Here is a 16691-nt window from a genome sequence, read left to right as displayed (position 1 = left end):
CACACATGGCCTTGCAACACGTGAGGCCCCAACCCCAAGAGGGAGTAAGAAATGGAAAAGCAAATGACCGAAGCGCAACTGGCAAAGATTCAAGCCGAAATCTCAAAGCTGATGGCTGAGACGGTAAAGATCAACGCCGAAGCCCGCTGGTATCCCCTGGTGATCGGAGCGGCGCTGGCAACAGCAGTAGTGACCCTCACCAAGCTGTTCCTCTAATAACAAGGCCCCTTCCGCGAAAGCGGGAGGGGGATGTGGACTATGAAAGGCTTTCGCAACTACACGCCGCCAGACATTGATGACCTTGCAAGGCTAAAAGAAAGTCTAGGCCTGACAGGCAACCAGTTGGCCGACCTTGCAGGAGTCTCCGATGGGCGGCAATGGCGAAAGTACACGGGCGGCGCGTCGCCCAGGGAAATGAACCCGACGATGCTCTTTTTGCTCGCCGCCCGTCTGTCCCTCTCGGATGAGCAGATAGAAACCGTGCTGGAGAAAATGAGGGAGATCGGAGCAGACTTCGAGTTTGCCGAACCGCTCCGCGATTGATCTATACTGATTCCGCCTGCAAAGCGAGCTGTGTCACCTTTGCGCTGAAGTCCGATAGTGTCAGCACTCGTATCGGAGGCCAGAGCCCCGCCTTGTGCGGGGCTTTGTTATTTGCGCTAGAGAAGCGCCGATTTGCTCGAGCCATCTTGGGCACTCTCGCCCGTCAGCCCCTCTATTCGGGCACGCCCAACGCCTGCACACAGCCCAGAAGCCCGTTCACTTGGTCAGCCTACCCCGCAGCGTCGGGACATACTCACCGAGGCCGTGCTAGGCGAGACTAGATGTGTCCGAGCAACAGCCGTATCCAACAACTAGATTGCACCTAGTTGCTGTATTAAAGTACAGTTGACAGGTTTAGCGTTAATTTTTCACAACAATTGGAGGCAACTATGAGCGTGACTGCTTTGGAAGCAGCAAAGTACGCTTGCAGGGCGTCTGATTGGACGCTAACAAATCTGCAACTGCAGAAAATTCTCTACATCGCCCACATGATCCACTTGGGCAGGACTGGGCGCCCGCTGATCCACGACGAGATGTTTGAAGCGTGGGACTATGGCCCCGTACTGCCAAGTGTCTATCGGCGTGCTTCATCGTTTGGTGCAGACACCGTCAAAGATGTATTTCACTCCGTCCAAGATTTGGAGCCATTCCTGGACAGCGAAGAAATGGATACATTGAACGAGGCCGTCGACAAGCTTCGCAACGTTCCCGCATTCCGCTTAGTTGAGATGGTCCATGATGAGCGTGGCGCCTGGGGACGCGTTTACGATCCATACTTCCGCAACCTCATCATTCCTGACGAACTCATTGCTAACGAGTACAAAGAGCGTTTCGGCAACCGATGAGCACTGACGGCAAAAGCGAGTTCGACAATCTTATTGACGACTCTCTGAAGGAGAGTGAGCGGTCAGTCAGTCAGGACAAGGCCATGGCACAGCTATCTGCGAGCCTGGAGAAGGAACGAGATCAGCGCCGGGAAGAACGCTTTCTTTTTGTCGCCATCATTGTTGTCTTGGTCGATGGCTATCTTTTCAGCAAGATGCCGGGCTGGGCCGGACAAATTGTCATCGGACTAATCCAAGTATTCGGCCTAACTGTTTATGCACGCCACTGCGGCGTCCAAGAAGTCGAACGCATCATTGACAAGCTTTTGAGCTTCTCGCCATTTCACAGGAAGAAGAGTGAGAATCTCGAACACAAGACCGACTAACTTCGGCTCCGCACTCCGAAACGATCTGGAGCGATTTCGTCGACTTTAGATATGTTACAGCCGATGACTTCAGTCGCACGTCAAGGCGCGGCATGATCATCGGTATCTTCAATAACAAAGTTGGCGTTGGAAAGACCACGCAGCCGCAACAAGTCTCGACGGATCTGTCCTGAAGATAGAGAACAGCTCTCCGCCCTCATGCTGGCCACGCCCCCACCGTCGCCCGGTGCCGCGCCGCACACACCCCATACGCCACCAGCACCTGATCCTGCACCCACGCTTGCCAGGCGTCATAGTCGGCGGGATTCTGCGGCGGCTCGGGCAGCTCAGGGCAAGGCGTCGCCAACTGACTGTCCAGCGGCGGCACGATTCGCGGCACGTACAGCGTCGGTGAGGCCGCGCACCCGGTCAGCATCAGGGCGACAACCAGCAGGCAGAGGATTCGCATTTTCGAGCGCCTTTGAAATTTCCTTCATTTGGGCAGTAAGGGCCGGGGCCGTTCGCGCAGCAGCGCGGGCAGCTTCGGCCATTTTTTTTATGTCCGCCTCGGTTGTGGCCAGCGCCTGACGCATCACCGATAGGTCCGCCTCGGCGCGATCCAGTCGCAGATCGGCTATCACGGCATCCTTGCGCCAGCCCTGGGCCATCCAAGCGGCGCCAGCGGCCAGCGCAGCAATCAACACCATCGCAATCACTGCAAATCGGACAGGCATAGCCGCCTCCGATCAAGCGCACGGTTGTAGAGCCCCCGATAAAACTTGTCTCCCACATACGACCACACCGGCCTGCCATCTGGCGCATGTGCGAAGGCATCGCAGGCCTCGCGCCACTTTCCCGCCCACATAAGGCCCACCGCACGGCTTGCGCAAACGCGCGGATTGCCGAAGTGGTGGCCCATGTCGCTAGCAGCATCAAACGCCCCTTGTCGGATGGCGGCGGGCAGGCAGCTCGCCAATTCGATCTGCGTACCCTCCACAATGGCCTTTTCGACTTCGGCGCATTTCTCCGGTGACCAGTAATCGCCTACCACCAATGGCTCTTTGACCGTGTGCTTGGTCAGACCACGGCAAACCGTGGGTAAGCCGCCCACCAGCTTATCAGCGTAGACGACATGCTGGCCCTCCCCCTCCCAACGGCTGAGCATGCGCTCCAGATCGGGAGACAGCAGCGCGAGCGCACCAGAAGCCACGAGCCCCGCCGCAGTAGCTGCGCCCGCCCTTGCCCATTTGCTCATCGCTCACACCCCGCCCGGATTGATTCCATGCGCGCCTCATGCTCAGTTTTTTCGCGTCGGTCGCGACGGCGCTGATAAAAGAGGTTGGCGAACAGACCGCCAAGGGCGATCACCACCCCCGCCCAGCCGATCCAGTTGACCTGCGTTGCCCATCCGAGCACACCAGTGGCAGCACCCGCTTCGGTTGCACGATTTGCTGCCGTGATGGCCGCATCTTCCAGCTTCATTTTTTCTTTCCTTTGTTGTGGCATGGCTGCCTCTTTGTGGGCGTAAAAAAGCCCGCTCTAGGGCGGGCTCGGAAACAGCAAAAACACACAGGCTACTGAGCCTGCGTTTTAACGGGCGGCCGGAAAGTACCGGCGACATAGGTCCATTCAGCCTCAACGTCGTCGCCGCATTCAATCCAGTGGAACAAGGCGGCTACTGGGAAGGGGGTAGCCCCAACTTGGGCAACCCTTCCAAGGGGCTCCACAAGCGCGTATTTAGCCATCAGTAGTACTCCGTGACGATCACGACGCCCGGAGACCCGCTGCCACCAGGACGACCGCTATCACTGCCGGACGGCGATCCAGAGCACCCCCCAGACCCGCCCGCACCATAGCCAGATGCGTTCAAGCCAGGGCTGCCCTCGGCAACCGACGGGCCTCCAACCCCTAGATGCGACGACCCTCCGTTGCCAGAAATTCCGGCGCCTGCGGCCGCGAAGGAGAAGCCAATGCCACCACTTTCCCCGCCATAAGAAAGGGCGCCGATCGCGGACGCGCTCGTGGCACCTGCCACCCCGCCCGCAGCGAGTCCGCGAGTTACAGCGGCCTGTTGCACCTGCCCCGCACCTCCGCCACCGCCGCCGCTCGCGGTTAGGATTGCCCCAAAGCTGGACGCGCCTCCCGCTGCGCCCGAGCCAGATACGGCGCCGCCACCGCCCGAAGCGCCGTGAGTAACAAGAACCTCCGCGGGCAGCGCGTCAGCGCTGATGAGCGCCTCGACATACCCCCCAGCGCCTCCGCCCGCTCCAATCACTGCCCGATTGGTAGCCGTTGTACTGATCGTTCCGCCGCCACCGCCGCCACCGCCCTGCACCTGTACAAGAGCGGACTTGAGGCCTGCCGGTTTCTTCCACGTCGCATTCGACGTATAAACGCGGCGCACGACGCCCGGAATGTCTTTAATGGCTCGGGTCAGCTCTTGCGCTACAAACTCGGTAGTGGCGATGCGAGTGCTGACGTTGCCCGGCGCCTGTGTCGGCGCCGTGGGGTTTCCGGTAAGGGCGGCCGAATGCCAGAAAGCAAGTTCCCACTTAGCACCAGGGGAGCCGGGCTGAGTGGTGTTCGCCCCATCAGTGGATTTGTAGACTGCGCCGCCGTGGTACGCCATTGCGCCCAGCGGCCAGCCGCCCACAACCGCCTGCCACTTAGCAAACCCGAACAACTGCAACTCACCAAGCGCTTCCGTGACACCGTGGAGCACCCCGTTCATTTCCTGCCGTCCAACGGGGCGGGAATTGGGGTTGTCGCTCGGGAGCTCGTAATCCGGGGTCCAGCCAGCGTCCCACGATGCCTTGCCGTCCGGCTGATCCGATACAGGCAAATCTTCGCGGTCGCCGGTCGTCGCAAAAGGTCGGTTGAAAATCTTTGCCATTGTTACGCTCCAAAGCTTCCGTTTTCAAAATTCAAATGGTTAGGGCCAAAGCCCCAGGCGGGTCGTGTTTGCACTTGCCACGCAACCCCTACCGTTGACGGCCGGGGCAAAATGTCCGTGCGCTCAAGCAGCCTGCGCAGTCGGTAATCCGGTGCGGCGCTGAACATAAACGTGACGATGCTCATGTCGTAGCTATCGACCACAAAGGCCGCGCCAGGGCCGAACACGTCCTCGATCGCCTTATTGATGTTTGGCACGGTCGGCCGCATCGTGAGCTGAAACCAGCGCAACTTGAGAAGCTTTCGCGCCGACTCTTTATCTAGCCTTGTGTCGCCGTCGCGGGCGGTGCCGAAATTCCCGTTATCGAAATTCCGGTTGCTCACCCCAAACCCGAACACGCCATCAACGCGCCGCCTCTCGGAAACCTCGATCGAAACCCCGAGGATCCGCGCCCACACTGAAAGCCCAAACTCGTTGGCGGTGTCCAGGTCAAAAACGTCCTGACGCCAGTCATGCCAGAACTTGGTTTGGCTGGCATCAATCCACGCCTGATCATTGCGAGCAAGCTGCACCGCCATCGGCGCTCCCTCGTACTGCCAGAGGATCGAGGCCAGCAGGTCAACCGAGAAATCGAACTCCTGTACGCCGCTCATGCGATCACCACCTGTACAGAGCTGCGCTGAGTAATGGCGATTTTGTTGGGCGGGATCTTCAGCGTGTCGGCCGACCATACGCCCGAACCGACAACAGACCACTCAACCTTGATCACCATGATTGACGGCTCCTGCTGTCGGATAGCGCCCGCGATTTCGAATGTCGAGACATCGCTGCCCACCACAAAGCTGACATCCCCCTCGACCTCGCCATTCACGTAGCGCATGACCAAATCAGGAATGAGCGCCTGAAGGTCAAGACTGCTATCCCTGGCCGTTACGCGGATGAAAATAGGCACATCAACCGGGCGATCAAAACGCACTTCGTAGGGGCGGCCATTATTGGGGTCGCTTACCGTCACCGCTACCGCACCGTTGTAGCCACCGCCTACCGTCTTGGTCTCAAAGAGCGCGGCCGCCACCTCCGCATCTGTTCCGCCGCGCACACAAGCCCAAATGCTGTGCTTGCGCATCGGTATGCCATCAATGACAGTGTCCTGATCCGAGTAGTTTTCGAGGTAGTAGCATGACTGCACCGATTCAATGTCGTAAAGCCTGCTGACAATGGCCTCGTTGATCGAGGTCGTCTGGAGAGCCAGCGTCTTTGCCCGGCGCCTACGCAGCGCCACATCGGTTTCCTGCAACTGGCCAATCGTCGCCGCTGTCGGATTCTCAACCCTTTCCCAGCCGAGCACACTCGACGCTACCGAGTTAAGCGCCCCTGGCGGCACCGCAATCGCACCGTCAAGCGTGGCGCGGAAATTTCCCTTTGCTATGCCTTGCGCGTTGAGCACTACAGGACTCACCAGCGCGAATTGCTCGCCTGATGTGGTTTCCGCCAGAGACCCGACCGGCACGGTTGTTCCGGGCACCCCGCTGAGATTGACGCCGGTAAGCAACGACCGGATGCTGCTTCGCCGCCTGCCGCCGGTCAGCGCGACCAATGAATCAAGAAAAACCCCGCCAGCTTGGGCGGGGTTGATTTGGTTTGCCAGCTCGGCATTATTGCGCGCTATGGCGTCTCGCTCCTCGACAATCCGAGTGATTAGCTTGCCCTGGGGCGTTGCGGGATCGGTCGGCATGTCATCACCAAACACAGCCCGAAACTCTGACTCTACCTGCGCCCGCGTGTCGGCCGTATCTGCAATGACGACGCCGCGCGAGCTGATGAATTTGTAATCAGCCATCTAGTGTCACCACTCCGTAAGCCGTATTCAGAACGGCGGTGTATTTCAGCGATTCGCCATCAATGGCAACATCAAGGCTTTGCACTTCGTCCACCTCATCCAACTCCAGCAGCCGACGCCGCAGCGCGGCCTCAAACTGCGCTAGATTTGGCTGTTTGCTGAACGCCTCGCGCAGAAACGGGATGCCTTGATCGAAGGCGTGGATCATTTCGCGCTTGGCGGTGGCAGCAAAGTGCCGGGCCTCCTGAGCAACGGCGTCGATGCCAGTTTCAAGCGCTAGGTTGCCGTTGGGCAAAACAACGAAGTCGTTGTTATCTCCAGTTTTGAAGGTGATCACGCCGGGCCTCCCGTGCTGTCGTTTCCGCGCTGAACGCCTGTGTGGCTATGGTCGCTGCCTATGTTCTTGCCGTTGTGCCTGAGCGACCCGCCTGACATGTCCACGTTGCCGCCGCTTGTGGACACATTGCCCTTAATGGCGAGATTCCCGATCCACTCGGTATCAGGGATCTCGACCTTCGCCTTGGGAGCCTTAAATCGCAGCTCCCCCTCATGCAGCGATACGCAGACAGCGCCTGTCATGGACTGGATCACCAGGGCGTCGGAGTTTTCGCCGTCAATTGCCCAATCCTTGAGCGTGTCCGGGAAAAACATCGCGTCTGAAAACGAGTGCAGCCGCTCGGTGTTCGGCCAGTCCTCCTGGCCGCCACGCTGAAACATCAGCGACACGTCCCGGTCGTTGGCCTTGATCCATCCAAAGTCCCCCGGCTTGATCGGAAAGCGCACAAAGAACCCGCCGCCGCCAAACCGAAATACCGGAATATTGGGGATAGCACCCCGAGAAATCTTTCTTCCGTCAGTCGTACCCACCATGATCAGAGGCCTGACCACAGCCCGATTTATCGCGTCGTCGTAGGAGACTACGGTCGCGGGCAGCATGTCGTCGTGGTGCTCGCGGATGTAACCCTTGAGCCACGACTTAAGCACCCCGGCCAGGCTGCCCTCGTCGGCCGGGTCAATGTTTGGGCTTACAGTCTGCTGCATAGCGCGGTGTAGAAAAATGGATCTTCGTGGCTTGCCACGTCGAATTTGAGTTGGTCAACCTTGTAGCTGCCGTTAAGCGCCCGGTTGAACTTGCTCTCTAGGATCAGCTTGCCGCCAAGCACCGATTCGCCATCGATCAGGTATGTCACATCGACCCCCTTGTCGTTGGCCTTCGGTATCCCGACTAGGCCACTATTCAGGTTGAGCACCTTGACGCGGCCCGCCGTCGCTTTGCCGAAATCCTGCACGATCAGACGGTCGTCATCCAGAAACGCCCGAACGCCACCGGCTTCAGCCAGCCTGTTGATCTGCCCAAGAGCCCCGCCTGTATAGGTGTAGTTCGCGATGAGTTTGTCTAGAGCCTGGAAGTCCAACGTTGCACCTACATCCGAGGCGATGCCCGCCGCGATCTGTGACAACTTAGAAAGCGCCTGAGCGCTCTTTGAAACCACATCGCCACTTGACGCATTGCCCGTCTTTGACTTGAGGACAATGTCCACGTCTGGCGGGCTGCTCGGCTCCGCGCTGGTAATGTCACCGACGTAGATCCTAAACAATCCGGTCGATACCCGGCCCACCTCCACCACAAGCCGCTTGGGCTTGCGGTTTTTGTTGTACGGGCTCGTTTCTGTCAGCAGAAAGTCCCGCGTCTCCCGCTTGAGATTGGAGATCGTGACCGTGCATTCGTTTTGGGTGGCGTTGGCGAACTTGGTGCCGCTCGCCTTAATCCGCATCCCATCGGTGGCGCTGTAATAGTGCATCCGGCCGGAAACCTCGATCCCGACACGGATTGCCCGGAGATCAATCGTCATTGATGCCCACCTCTGCGGCTGTCAGATAAACCAGGGACTGCGAGCGCCCGAACTCCTCCCACCATGGCAAGTCATCATCACGGGTCAGGATCGCAAAATTTCCGCGCAAGCTCAGATGACGGTATGGCAGGATCGGGGCGTCCGCAATAATGCGCTGACCCTGAACCAACACCTCGCCATCCCGCGTGATGTCAGCACACATGACCGCCCTGGCGGTCTTGATAGCAAGCTCCCACAGAACGCCGTCTATCACGACGGAAAACGCCTGATTCGGGGCGCGGATAAGGTCTAGCTGAACCATTTCCGCGCCCCCCTCGCGCCACGTCCCAAAATACTGCTTTCTTCCCTCTCGCTGCCCGTCTGCTGCCCGCGCTGCACCGTGCTCGACTGGTTCTTCTTCGCCACCTTTTCAGGCGGCAAAGTCCCGTACTCTGGCTTCACCTGCAAAAACTCCTGAAGTCTGACCGGCACAGCGATAGCCATCCCAAGCTCCGGCGTCTCGTCGTGCGGTATGTCGGTAATCAGCAGGTTTTCGTATAGCCGGACTTTGGTCTGAACCGACACCAGCTTGTTTTGCTCGTGCGCCTGTCGCAGCGACTGAAAAGCATTGCGGACATCAGCCGTCAGAACAAAGTCGATCTGTACCTCGATCAGCTCACGAACAACATGATCTGATCGTTCCGTGCCATCCTCAACGGCAAACTTTGTGGCGCGCTTGCTCTCCTTGACGGACACCCGCATAGGAGAGGCGGCCTGAAACAGCACCTCTAACGTATTGGCATCCAACACAGAAACCCGCTCTTGCGTTGAGGTCGATAAGGAGTCATTTAGTCGGATCATCTAGCCACCCCGCTTGCCGAATCAGCCTGCACATTCTTCAGTTGGTCTTTGAGCTCTCCGCCAATGTCCTTACTGATGCCCTGGGCGTCTGTCGCCTGCGTCTGTACCGTCACCTGCCCCACCTGAACGTTTGTTTCTGTGCGCGAAGCAGCGGTGTTAGATATAGCATTCGACGTAACCGAGTTAACCGGGCTGGCGGCCGCCTGATTAAGCTGCGCCTGAGCCGCCCGCATGTTCTCGTTAGCCTGGGCCTCTGCGCCGTCCAGCCCCTTCGACACTGCGGTTTGAGTGACCTCGATGTCATCGCCACCGCCGAACCCGAGCCACTTGCCGATCTTCTTGATAACGCCTGAAACGTTCTCAAATACCTTGCCGATATAGGCCCAGGCATTTTTGACGACTGCCACGATGGACTCAAAAATCGAACTGATCGACTTGCCCATCGTGCCAAACGCCTGAACTGCGTTTTTGGCAAATGCGCCGATAGCACCCCAGGCAAAGTTGACTGCTTCAAGAATCCATCCGAAAGCCGTCTTGATCGCCTCGGCCATGGCCTTAACAGTCTCGCCAATGGCCGGGTAGTCTTCAGAAATCTGACCGATCAGTGAGTCATTCCCGTCAAGGAAATTCATCACGTCGTCGTACAGCAGCGCGAACAGCGTTACCAGCGCCGCAATAGGCAATGCCACCGCCAGAATTGGCGCTATGAGCGCCCACACTGCTGTAGCTGCCGCCCACGCAGCAGGCGCGAACATGACGGCCAGCACGGTCGATACGCCGATGAAGAAGCCTTTTACGAACGTCTCGTGCCGCCTGAACCAGCTCACGAACACATCGAACTTCTCTATCACCCACGTCAGCACAGGCAACAACATGTCGGAAAACGCATCACGGACGGCCCCCGTGTTTTGCTTAAGGCTGATCATCGCCTCGGTGTACCGCTGCGCACGCTCGACCGACTCTTTGGACGCCACGCCCTGCTCTTTCTGGGAGCGCATGAGCCTATCTAGCTCTTGCCGCCCCTTGTAGATCAGGTCGATGGTCGCCTTATCGGTAATGCCTGCGCCAGCCAGAAGGCTATCTGCCTTGCGCCGGTCCTTGCCCTTTACGGCGTCGGCCAGGTCGCCCATCAGTTGCATGGTCGATTTGATCTGGCCGTCCGTCGTCTTGAGCGAAACCTTCAGGTCTTTAAATGCCTTGGCCTGCGAGCTGTTGACGTCCTGCATCGCCGCGTAGGCGGTGCTGGCCAGCCCCTCAAGGGCCGACCTCGCGCCCTCCGAAGTCCCGCCAAGAAGCTCTACAGACCTGCCAAGAGCGTCAACATCGCCCACGGCAACACCAGCCGCCTCGCTGGTCGCCCGGATTTGCTCCAGAAACTGCGCCCGCTCGGCGGTGGCCTGAAGCGCTTTGGAGGCGGCAACAGCGGCAATAATCGCGCCGCCGATGCGCGTAAAGGCGCCCTTGATCTTGTCCTCCATGATCTGCGCGCGGCCTTCCGCCGTCAGCATGGACTTGCCGAACTCGTCGGTCTTTTGCTTGGACTTATCGACCGCCTTGTCCAGCTTGGAGTTGTCTGCGTCGATGATGTAGGTCAGTGCATCGAGCAACATCCTACCTCCCCTTCCCGGCCTCCAGGGCGCGGATTTCGTTGACCTTGTTGGTGGTGGCGATTTCCCATAAATCCATCGCCTCCTCAAGATCGATCAAGGTTTTCAGCTCGGAGAGCGTGGCTAGTCCCGAGCTGACGATGGCTCCAAGAAACGGGTCAGCATTGGCATAGCTGATTGGAGTAACTTTTCCAGCAGGCAATCCAGGAAACCGCGTTGCCCGCCGCGACCGAAAAAACCCGTGTTTTCCTCGATCATTTCGACTTCCAGTTTCAGGAGTTGGATGCCATCGACAACGTGGTTATCGATCAACGCCTGTGTGGTCAGCCGCAGCTCGCGGCCATCCACATTGACGGCCACGTAGCTCATGAGCTTCTTCATGACCTCTTCCGAAGTTGCGTAGTCGCCCAGCTTCGGAATGTTCGACAACGGGTATTTGGCGATCACCTCACGCGCCGCCGTGGCGGGCAGGCGGGAAATGATGAACTCCTTCTCTACGCCGTCGCGGTCGGCGATCATCACCGAGCGAGGTTTAATCAGATCGGCCATGCTCCACCCCCTTAAGCAGCGGACGCCGCACGAGTGCGGGCGATGTTTTGGAAAGCAAAGGCGTAGGCCTTCGACTTGATGCGGCCAGCGGACGCGGGCGAACTGCCGGGCATACCGTTCGTCATCTTCCCTTCGCTCAGGGTGATGGTGGAGCCGTCTGGATAGGTGCCCACCAGGGTGATCACATCCCCGGCGTGACGCTTATTCTTGCCAGGCCGGTTAGCGTCGAAGATCACGGCAAGGTTCTCATCGTCCTCGCTGCCGGGAATCACATTCAGAGTGATAGTCACGGGCACCGGAGCGCTGAACACCACCAGATCACCGTTCACATTCATCGCGGGTGTGGCAATGTCGATAGCGGGCAGATCAAACGGGTCAGCATCATCAGCGAATGCCGTAACAGTGAACCCGGAGGGGAAGGACACGCTGGCGGTGCAGCGCAGCGCCACACCGATTGCAGATACGTCGTGCATGTTTGGGCCTCAAATGAAAAAAGCGCCGCTTTGGCGCTTTGTTGTGTTGGTGTTGCGGCTTAGATCAGGTTGTGCGAGCCCTCGACCTTGCGAATCATGTCGCCCTTGCTGTAGACCAGCAGGTACTTGACCGCGTATTCGGTCGCGCCCGACTCATCTGTCGATTGCGTCACGTCTGCCGTGTGCCAATAGCCTTTGTTCTTCACGTCGTGCCAAGCTAAGGGATCATTCGTCATCTGGCCGATAGCCACTTTTTGCAACGCGGTGAGCGTCTTGCCCACGACCACCGTGCCATTGCGCAGCCCCTTATCGACACCACCCTGAACCAAGCTCATAACCATGCCCTTACCGTCATTGTTGGCAGGGATGCGGCCGACCGTGAGGAACAGGCTCATGATCTCGCTGGTGAGGTAGGCTTTGAGCCATTGCTCGTTTGCGTGGACCGACATATCCAGGGGCGCAGTGGCGCCGCCCATCAGGTAGCCACGCTGGAAAAACGACAGGCTCTGACCGGCATTCGCCGTCTGCCCGTAATAGTTCACGCGCCGCGCATCATAGAAATCCGCCATAGGATCGGTGGACACGTCGGCCGTCATCGTCACGCCGGGCTGGCGGAACATATAGTTGATGGTGGCGTTGACCCGCGTGTAATCCGTCGCGGCCAAGACCGCCATCGGAATGGATTCTTTGTATTCGCCCGCCGTGCCGTTCAGGATCAGCCCATTGGATGCCGTGCTAAGCAGCGCAGCGCTCCATTGATCCGCTGTCGTGGCAGACACCGGCCAATACATCTGATACTTGACGTTCTCGCCCGATACGTACTCGGCAAGCGGGAGGGCGTCCGCCAGCGCCACGGCCGCGCCGAACGAGGCAGAGCCGAACGAGTCGGTAACGTTCTCGGCTGCGCGGAACGCCTCCAGCGGGGAAAGCGCTGCTGAGCCGGGCGACTGGATCGCCTGCGGGCCTTGCAACGCCATGAGATCGCCGATATCCGGGGCAGCAGCCTTCTGGATGGAGACAGCGCCCGGCCCTGCAACAGCCGAAACAACAGTAAACGCGCCAGTGAGGGCGTCATAAGAGACCGTCGCGCTCTGGCCAGACTGCTCGTTTGCGGCGGCCGCAATCGCCGCCGTCACAAGCTGGGCGACATTGGTCAGGCTCGTTGCCGCAGACAGATTTATGCCGGTAAGCACATAGGCATTTTCGCCCACGTTAACAGACAGGTTGCCGCTCAGGACTTCTTTAAATTCTTGCAGCGTGGTGGCGCTTCGGTAGCCGTACACGCGACCAGGCCGAGCTACGTCGGGGTAGGCGGCGAACTGGAGTTCAGGAGCCTGCGATGCAGGCGCCGGGCTGATATAGGAAAAATACTGGAGCGCAAACGCCGCCTCGGGCGAGCCGCTGCCGAAATAATCTTCTGCGCCGCCAGGCTTGACCGAAATGATCTTGCCAACCGGCACACGTGGGTCAGTGGTAAATCGGCGCCCGACGAGCTGGCGTTGAGCGACGGCATTCGCGCCCGAGACCGAGCTGATGATCCGCACATAGCGGGACATTTTGATAGACATAGCTTTCCTCAGAGGCGATGGATGCTGGACTGCACCCGCGTAACGTGGGGCGTTTCCTGCGTGATGCTTCTCTTGTGGGTGAATATGACGGTGAAATTCGGGTTGAATTCGAAGTCGTCGCGCTCGTTGAGAAACGACGGCTGAAGGATTTCGGAGGGACGCTGCACACCTACGCCGACAGCGGACATGCGCTGAAGGAAACGCATCGACTGGATAAGCCCGCGCACCAGCGCGACAACGTCTGAGGCCAGGAGCTGCGCATCGTTTCGCACGTCGTCCATAACGAACGCCTGAAACTGATACATCGGCGCGTCAATCTGGGTTTCTTTGGCGACTAGGCCATGAGCGTGATCAAGGTACTTACGCGACTGCCAGCCATGTTGCCCGGTACCCACCGGAAAGAAATACACGCCATCGTCAACGCGCCCTTGCTTGGATGGCTCAAAGGCGGCCAGCACTGGGAGCGTTACACCTTGCTCGCGCAACAGGTCGATCAGCGCTAGGCGTACTGCCGCTTCAAGCTCTTTCTGGGTCATAAGGCCCGGCCTCCACGCAAAGAATGCCCTTCCAGCCATCGAGCGCATGCCAGTCAGTCACGCCGATAACGTCATAGCGTTTGCCGCCGAGTACCAGCAAGTCCGGCGCCGCGCCGCGCTGAACGCCGCTGATATCCCGAGCTGTGTATAGGTTGAAATATCGTTGCGAAGCGTCCAGCCCAAGATTGCGAATGGTCGATTCAGACGCGGGCTGCCAGGAGCCCTGTATGGTCTCGACGGGGTAGTACTCGTTGATATGCTGCCCCCGAGCATTCTGGAATCGCGCCTTAAAGCGCAGAAGCCCTACGGATTGCATCTGAATGACACTTGCTGCCAGGCCCAGCAAGTTAATGCCTGGGATCATGATTTTTCCTCCACCTGGTAGGTGACGGACTGGATCATCAGCCCGGTATCGACCAGCGGTTTTTTCGACACGCCAGGGGTTTTCTTTCTGGATTGCCGCGCCTGCAACGTGGACTTCTCCAAAGGTGGCGAGACAACTTTGCTGATCGCTCTAGCAATGTCCCCCGCAGCCAGGGCGCCGACTTGCTCGAAGCCATGTTGCGCTGTGACCTCTCCCTTGATGACGCCCATCATTACCCCGGCGACTTGCTTCGCCCAGGGCAGCTCACGGGCTTTCACGGTAGGCCGCATAAACGGGCGAGCCGGGATGTTCCCCTGCGGATAACCGAACTCTTGGATTGCAGCCACGTAAGCGACAGGCGTACCGTCCGGGTACTGCGCGGTATCGAAAAAGCCAACCTGCACGCTCTTAGCGGACACTTCTGCCAGCGCCCTCTTCAGCCGCTCAGTACCGCCCGCGGACTTGGTTTTCATCGCACGCGCCCGCCGCGCACAGACAGCCCGCCAACATTGCGAAAGGCCGCCCGCTCAGGCAGACCGCCGACGTACATGCCGCCCGCCGAACATGCGCGGCTGAGCGCCTGAAATTGCTGGCCGTAGGGTGTCTGATTAAGCCAGTGCGCCCAGGAGCTGCCCGCAGGAGGCGCCTGAAACGAAACGCTTACCTTATCGATGGTGGCTGAAGCCAGTGCGCCGGGGGCCGAGTTTCCTACCTCTGCATTAGCCCGCAGTTGCAGCAGGTGCGCCGTGACCAGCATCCAAAGCTTGTCATTGCAGTCGCACCCGTGACTACTGACGTAGCACTGCCCCCAATCCGCCACCGCAATAACCACCTCGTCCGTAACGCTGGCGAACGCCGGAAAAATGGCGCGAAACTGCGTAAGCGGAAAGGTCATGTTATTCAGCCTTGGGAGCGGCTGCTTTGGGATTGCGCTTCTGCACCGTCGCGGCGGTATCCTGGGCGCCCTTGTCGGCGGCCTCAAGGTTCTTTTCCGCGAAGCGCTCGGGGTCGCTCTGGCCGTGGTCAGCGGTGACGAACCCGTTTTTCGCGTGAGCCTGGAAAATGATGTTCTGCTGGAGCAGCTCAAAATCATTCTCTTCAATCCGCGTGACTTTGCCCTTGGGCGTGACAAGCCGCTTGTCCGCAACGTTCGCGCCGCCGTTGATCTTGATATTGCGGCCGTCAGCCAGTGCGTAAAGCTGATCGGCGCTCAGAGTGCTGTAGATGTAGATGCTCATTTCGGCCTCAATATGAAAAAGGCCGGAGCAAAAGCCCCGGCCAAGCCAGTTTCTGAACGAAAAAAAACCGGTTAACCCGGTCCGTTATCGTCTGTGGTCGCCAGCCCTATTAGGCGCTGATGGTGCGGCGAGCAAACGCCCAGGGACGCAAAACGAAGATGCCCGCTGTGGCGTTGATCGCGTCCTCGATATAGCCCTTGATGCGGTTCTCGCTGCCCAGCACCTGATAGCGCACCGGCACAGCCTGTATCAAGCTGGCGCCAGTGATGTCGGATTCGTCGGCGTCGCCTGCGTTTTCGACAAAGAGGTACACCACGTCCAGGCCACCGTTCGCGCCCTTGAATTCAGGCGTAGTGACGATGTTCAGCTTCGGGAAATTCTCGGTGAGCCATTGGCGGAAGGTCATGCCAGAGGCGGCCGGGCTGTACTTGCTGAAAATCGCCCGGTAGCCCAGCGGCAGCACCAGCTTCAGCGTCATCGAGTCCTGGAAGTTGCCGCCGAATTGCGACTCCAGGGTGTTGATCATCTGAGTGAACTCGGTTACGAGCTCGTCGAAAGTCGCGGTAAGCCAGGGCTTCGCGGCAGTCGAATAAGGCGGCAGGCTCGGATCGTTCAGGAGACCATAGACGTTGGTTTCGGGATCGCGGAAGCCATAGAAGCCGACTTGGTTGCGGCTGATGTCCAGGGACTCTGCCGATGCCTTGCGCTTTTCGTCGGCGGTTTGATAGCCGATACGGCCCTGGCGCTCTTCTTCCAGCTTGCCAACCGAGAAGCCCTGTTCGAAGCGCACGAGGCCGCGCGATTCGATGGACTGTCGGTAGTCGGCCAGAGGGATGTTCGTGGTGTCGCCGTACAGCTCAGCATTGGCGGCGGGCTCAGCAACGCGCACGTTGATCGTGTCGTCCGACCAGCTACCGACGGTCGTAATGCCTGCGATCTCGTCAATGTTGCGGATTTGGGTGACGACGCGGACGGTTCCCGGCAGCCACGTTTGCAGCATGTGCGCAAACATAACGCCATTGTTCGCAGCCGGGCCAGTGAGTGCCGAGTCCATCGCACGGATGCCGATGCCCAGGTGCCCCAGTTCTTCAAAACCAACCTGACTGTCACGGGTCAGTTTGACCGGGCCACGTTTGACAGCAAGCGAGCCGGTCATGTGCATGTGCACAGCGGATTGAGTCTTTGCCATGTTTATTCC

The 16691-nt window shown here is 59.0% G+C and carries 25 protein-coding genes; 5 read left to right on the top strand and 20 right to left on the bottom strand.

All coding sequences use genetic code 11. The features are described 5' to 3' along the window. The first annotated feature begins 51 nt into the window (after positions 1-51). From U0029_RS06155 to U0029_RS06140, 4 genes are all read left to right on the top strand, one after another. The gene (locus U0029_RS06155) at positions 52-216 is read left to right on the top strand and encodes a hypothetical protein (protein ID WP_162790385.1); all 165 of its coding nucleotides are present in this window, start codon (positions 52-54) and stop codon (positions 214-216) included. 42 nt (positions 217-258) lie between these two features. Beyond that, entirely contained in the window at positions 259-543 is a 285-nt protein-coding gene (locus U0029_RS06150) for an XRE family transcriptional regulator (protein ID WP_114852663.1), read from the top strand. Between the two features lie 389 nt (positions 544-932). After that, positions 933-1388 (top strand): Panacea domain-containing protein, encoded by a 456-nt coding sequence (locus U0029_RS06145; RefSeq protein WP_114852920.1) that lies wholly within the window; start codon positions 933-935, stop codon positions 1386-1388. Continuing rightward, the gene (locus U0029_RS06140; protein ID WP_114852919.1) at positions 1385-1753 is read left to right on the top strand and encodes a hypothetical protein; all 369 of its coding nucleotides are present in this window, start codon (positions 1385-1387) and stop codon (positions 1751-1753) included. The genes U0029_RS06145 and U0029_RS06140 overlap by 4 nt, the downstream gene beginning before the upstream one ends. Before the next feature lie 326 nt (positions 1754-2079). Here U0029_RS06140 and U0029_RS06135 read toward each other — a convergent pair whose 3' ends face one another. The 19 genes from U0029_RS06135 to U0029_RS06045 all read right to left on the bottom strand — a co-directional run bounded on the left by U0029_RS06135 (position 2080) and on the right by U0029_RS06045 (position 15150). Beyond that, entirely contained in the window at positions 2080-2433 is a 354-nt protein-coding gene (locus tag U0029_RS06135) for a hypothetical protein (RefSeq protein ID WP_147400054.1), read from the bottom strand. Positions 2434-2444: 11 nt separating this feature from the next. Then, a complete protein-coding gene (locus tag U0029_RS06130) occupies positions 2445-2987 on the bottom strand; it encodes a lysozyme (RefSeq protein WP_114852917.1) in 543 nt (180 codons plus the stop codon). Next, on the bottom strand, positions 2984-3214 hold the full coding sequence (locus tag U0029_RS06125) for a holin (protein WP_236824158.1): 231 nt from the start codon (positions 3212-3214) through the stop codon (positions 2984-2986). The genes U0029_RS06130 and U0029_RS06125 overlap by 4 nt, the downstream gene beginning before the upstream one ends. 262 nt (positions 3215-3476) lie before the next feature. Next, a complete protein-coding gene (locus U0029_RS06120; RefSeq protein WP_162790410.1) occupies positions 3477-4625 on the bottom strand; it encodes a glycine-rich domain-containing protein in 1149 nt (382 codons plus the stop codon). Between the two features lie 2 nt (positions 4626-4627). Beyond that, on the bottom strand, positions 4628-5278 hold the full coding sequence (locus U0029_RS06115) for a DUF2612 domain-containing protein (protein WP_114852915.1): 651 nt from the start codon (positions 5276-5278) through the stop codon (positions 4628-4630). Continuing rightward, positions 5275-6465 carry a baseplate J/gp47 family protein gene (locus tag U0029_RS06110; protein ID WP_114852914.1) on the bottom strand — a complete coding sequence of 397 codons (1191 nt, stop codon included), beginning with the start codon at positions 6463-6465 and terminating at the stop codon, positions 5275-5277. The genes U0029_RS06115 and U0029_RS06110 overlap by 4 nt, the downstream gene beginning before the upstream one ends. Further along, positions 6458-6802 carry a hypothetical protein gene (locus tag U0029_RS06105; RefSeq protein WP_114852913.1) on the bottom strand — a complete coding sequence of 115 codons (345 nt, stop codon included), beginning with the start codon at positions 6800-6802 and terminating at the stop codon, positions 6458-6460. Before U0029_RS06105 ends, U0029_RS06110 begins: the two co-directional genes overlap by 8 nt. Beyond that, positions 6799-7506 carry a Gp138 family membrane-puncturing spike protein gene (locus U0029_RS06100; protein WP_114852912.1) on the bottom strand — a complete coding sequence of 236 codons (708 nt, stop codon included), beginning with the start codon at positions 7504-7506 and terminating at the stop codon, positions 6799-6801. The genes U0029_RS06105 and U0029_RS06100 overlap by 4 nt, the downstream gene beginning before the upstream one ends. Continuing rightward, positions 7491-8318: a baseplate hub protein gene (locus U0029_RS06095; protein WP_114852911.1), complete on the bottom strand. Its 828-nt coding sequence runs from the start codon at positions 8316-8318 to the stop codon at positions 7491-7493. Before U0029_RS06095 ends, U0029_RS06100 begins: the two co-directional genes overlap by 16 nt. After that, a complete protein-coding gene (locus tag U0029_RS06090) occupies positions 8308-8619 on the bottom strand; it encodes a phage baseplate plug family protein (RefSeq protein ID WP_114852910.1) in 312 nt (103 codons plus the stop codon). The genes U0029_RS06095 and U0029_RS06090 overlap by 11 nt, the downstream gene beginning before the upstream one ends. Beyond that, complete coding sequence (locus U0029_RS06085; protein WP_041937568.1) at positions 8607-9107, bottom strand: phage baseplate protein; 501 nt, start codon at positions 9105-9107, stop codon at positions 8607-8609. Before U0029_RS06085 ends, U0029_RS06090 begins: the two co-directional genes overlap by 13 nt. Positions 9108-9154: 47 nt before the next feature. Continuing rightward, positions 9155-10768, bottom strand: a complete 1614-nt coding sequence (locus U0029_RS06080) for a phage tail tape measure protein (RefSeq protein WP_114852908.1) — start codon at positions 10766-10768, stop codon at positions 9155-9157. Positions 10769-10888: 120 nt separating this feature from the next. After that, the gene (locus U0029_RS06075) at positions 10889-11314 is read right to left on the bottom strand and encodes a hypothetical protein (RefSeq protein ID WP_114852906.1); all 426 of its coding nucleotides are present in this window, start codon (positions 11312-11314) and stop codon (positions 10889-10891) included. 11 nt (positions 11315-11325) lie between these two features. Next, complete coding sequence (locus tag U0029_RS06070; RefSeq protein ID WP_114852905.1) at positions 11326-11787, bottom strand: phage tail fiber protein; 462 nt, start codon at positions 11785-11787, stop codon at positions 11326-11328. A gap of 59 nt (positions 11788-11846) precedes the next feature. After that, positions 11847-13355 carry a DUF3383 domain-containing protein gene (locus tag U0029_RS06065; protein ID WP_114852904.1) on the bottom strand — a complete coding sequence of 503 codons (1509 nt, stop codon included), beginning with the start codon at positions 13353-13355 and terminating at the stop codon, positions 11847-11849. Between the two features lie 8 nt (positions 13356-13363). Continuing rightward, positions 13364-13891 carry a phage gateway protein gene (locus U0029_RS06060; RefSeq protein WP_114852903.1) on the bottom strand — a complete coding sequence of 176 codons (528 nt, stop codon included), beginning with the start codon at positions 13889-13891 and terminating at the stop codon, positions 13364-13366. Further along, the gene (locus U0029_RS06055; RefSeq protein WP_114852902.1) at positions 13872-14255 is read right to left on the bottom strand and encodes a phage collar protein; all 384 of its coding nucleotides are present in this window, start codon (positions 14253-14255) and stop codon (positions 13872-13874) included. The genes U0029_RS06060 and U0029_RS06055 overlap by 20 nt, the downstream gene beginning before the upstream one ends. Beyond that, a complete protein-coding gene (locus U0029_RS06050; RefSeq protein ID WP_114852901.1) occupies positions 14252-14728 on the bottom strand; it encodes a phage virion morphogenesis protein in 477 nt (158 codons plus the stop codon). The genes U0029_RS06055 and U0029_RS06050 overlap by 4 nt, the downstream gene beginning before the upstream one ends. Further along, positions 14725-15150 carry a DUF4054 domain-containing protein gene (locus tag U0029_RS06045; protein WP_012417001.1) on the bottom strand — a complete coding sequence of 142 codons (426 nt, stop codon included), beginning with the start codon at positions 15148-15150 and terminating at the stop codon, positions 14725-14727. Before U0029_RS06045 ends, U0029_RS06050 begins: the two co-directional genes overlap by 4 nt. Here U0029_RS06045 and U0029_RS06040 point away from each other — a divergent pair. Next, positions 15149-15568 carry a hypothetical protein gene (locus U0029_RS06040; RefSeq protein ID WP_162790409.1) on the top strand — a complete coding sequence of 140 codons (420 nt, stop codon included), beginning with the start codon at positions 15149-15151 and terminating at the stop codon, positions 15566-15568. The genes U0029_RS06045 and U0029_RS06040 overlap by 2 nt on opposite strands. A 34-nt stretch (positions 15569-15602) precedes the next feature. Here U0029_RS06040 and U0029_RS06035 read toward each other — a convergent pair whose 3' ends face one another. Further along, entirely contained in the window at positions 15603-16682 is a 1080-nt protein-coding gene (locus tag U0029_RS06035; protein ID WP_012416999.1) for a major capsid family protein, read from the bottom strand. Between the last annotated feature and the right edge of the window lie 9 nt (positions 16683-16691).

The sequence above is a fragment of the Bordetella avium genome (assembly GCF_034424645.1).
GTDB lineage: Bacteria > Pseudomonadota > Gammaproteobacteria > Burkholderiales > Burkholderiaceae_B > Bordetella > Bordetella avium.
Note: the sequence above shows the minus strand (reverse complement) of the source record. Positions and strands in the feature narration are given on the sequence as shown.

Coding starts and splice junctions, on each gene's coding strand:
- U0029_RS06155 (WP_162790385.1), top strand. CDS start 52: ATGGAAAAGCAAATGACCGAAGCGCAACTGGCAAAGATTCAAGCCGAA.
- U0029_RS06150 (WP_114852663.1), top strand. CDS start 259: ATGAAAGGCTTTCGCAACTACACGCCGCCAGACATTGATGACCTTGCA.
- U0029_RS06145 (WP_114852920.1), top strand. CDS start 933: ATGAGCGTGACTGCTTTGGAAGCAGCAAAGTACGCTTGCAGGGCGTCT.
- U0029_RS06140 (WP_114852919.1), top strand. CDS start 1,385: ATGAGCACTGACGGCAAAAGCGAGTTCGACAATCTTATTGACGACTCT.
- U0029_RS06130 (WP_114852917.1), bottom strand. CDS start 2,987: ATGAGCAAATGGGCAAGGGCGGGCGCAGCTACTGCGGCGGGGCTCGTG.
- U0029_RS06125 (WP_236824158.1), bottom strand. CDS start 3,214: ATGAAGCTGGAAGATGCGGCCATCACGGCAGCAAATCGTGCAACCGAA.
- U0029_RS06120 (WP_162790410.1), bottom strand. CDS start 4,625: ATGGCAAAGATTTTCAACCGACCTTTTGCGACGACCGGCGACCGCGAA.
- U0029_RS06115 (WP_114852915.1), bottom strand. CDS start 5,278: ATGAGCGGCGTACAGGAGTTCGATTTCTCGGTTGACCTGCTGGCCTCG.
- U0029_RS06110 (WP_114852914.1), bottom strand. CDS start 6,465: ATGGCTGATTACAAATTCATCAGCTCGCGCGGCGTCGTCATTGCAGAT.
- U0029_RS06100 (WP_114852912.1), bottom strand. CDS start 7,506: ATGCAGCAGACTGTAAGCCCAAACATTGACCCGGCCGACGAGGGCAGC.
- U0029_RS06095 (WP_114852911.1), bottom strand. CDS start 8,318: ATGACGATTGATCTCCGGGCAATCCGTGTCGGGATCGAGGTTTCCGGC.
- U0029_RS06090 (WP_114852910.1), bottom strand. CDS start 8,619: ATGGTTCAGCTAGACCTTATCCGCGCCCCGAATCAGGCGTTTTCCGTC.
- U0029_RS06080 (WP_114852908.1), bottom strand. CDS start 10,768: ATGTTGCTCGATGCACTGACCTACATCATCGACGCAGACAACTCCAAG.
- U0029_RS06075 (WP_114852906.1), bottom strand. CDS start 11,314: ATGGCCGATCTGATTAAACCTCGCTCGGTGATGATCGCCGACCGCGAC.
- U0029_RS06070 (WP_114852905.1), bottom strand. CDS start 11,787: ATGCACGACGTATCTGCAATCGGTGTGGCGCTGCGCTGCACCGCCAGC.
- U0029_RS06065 (WP_114852904.1), bottom strand. CDS start 13,355: ATGTCTATCAAAATGTCCCGCTATGTGCGGATCATCAGCTCGGTCTCG.
- U0029_RS06060 (WP_114852903.1), bottom strand. CDS start 13,891: ATGACCCAGAAAGAGCTTGAAGCGGCAGTACGCCTAGCGCTGATCGAC.
- U0029_RS06055 (WP_114852902.1), bottom strand. CDS start 14,255: ATGATCCCAGGCATTAACTTGCTGGGCCTGGCAGCAAGTGTCATTCAG.
- U0029_RS06050 (WP_114852901.1), bottom strand. CDS start 14,728: ATGAAAACCAAGTCCGCGGGCGGTACTGAGCGGCTGAAGAGGGCGCTG.
- U0029_RS06040 (WP_162790409.1), top strand. CDS start 15,149: ATGTTATTCAGCCTTGGGAGCGGCTGCTTTGGGATTGCGCTTCTGCAC.
- U0029_RS06045 (WP_012417001.1), bottom strand. CDS start 15,150: ATGACCTTTCCGCTTACGCAGTTTCGCGCCATTTTTCCGGCGTTCGCC.
- U0029_RS06035 (WP_012416999.1), bottom strand. CDS start 16,682: ATGGCAAAGACTCAATCCGCTGTGCACATGCACATGACCGGCTCGCTT.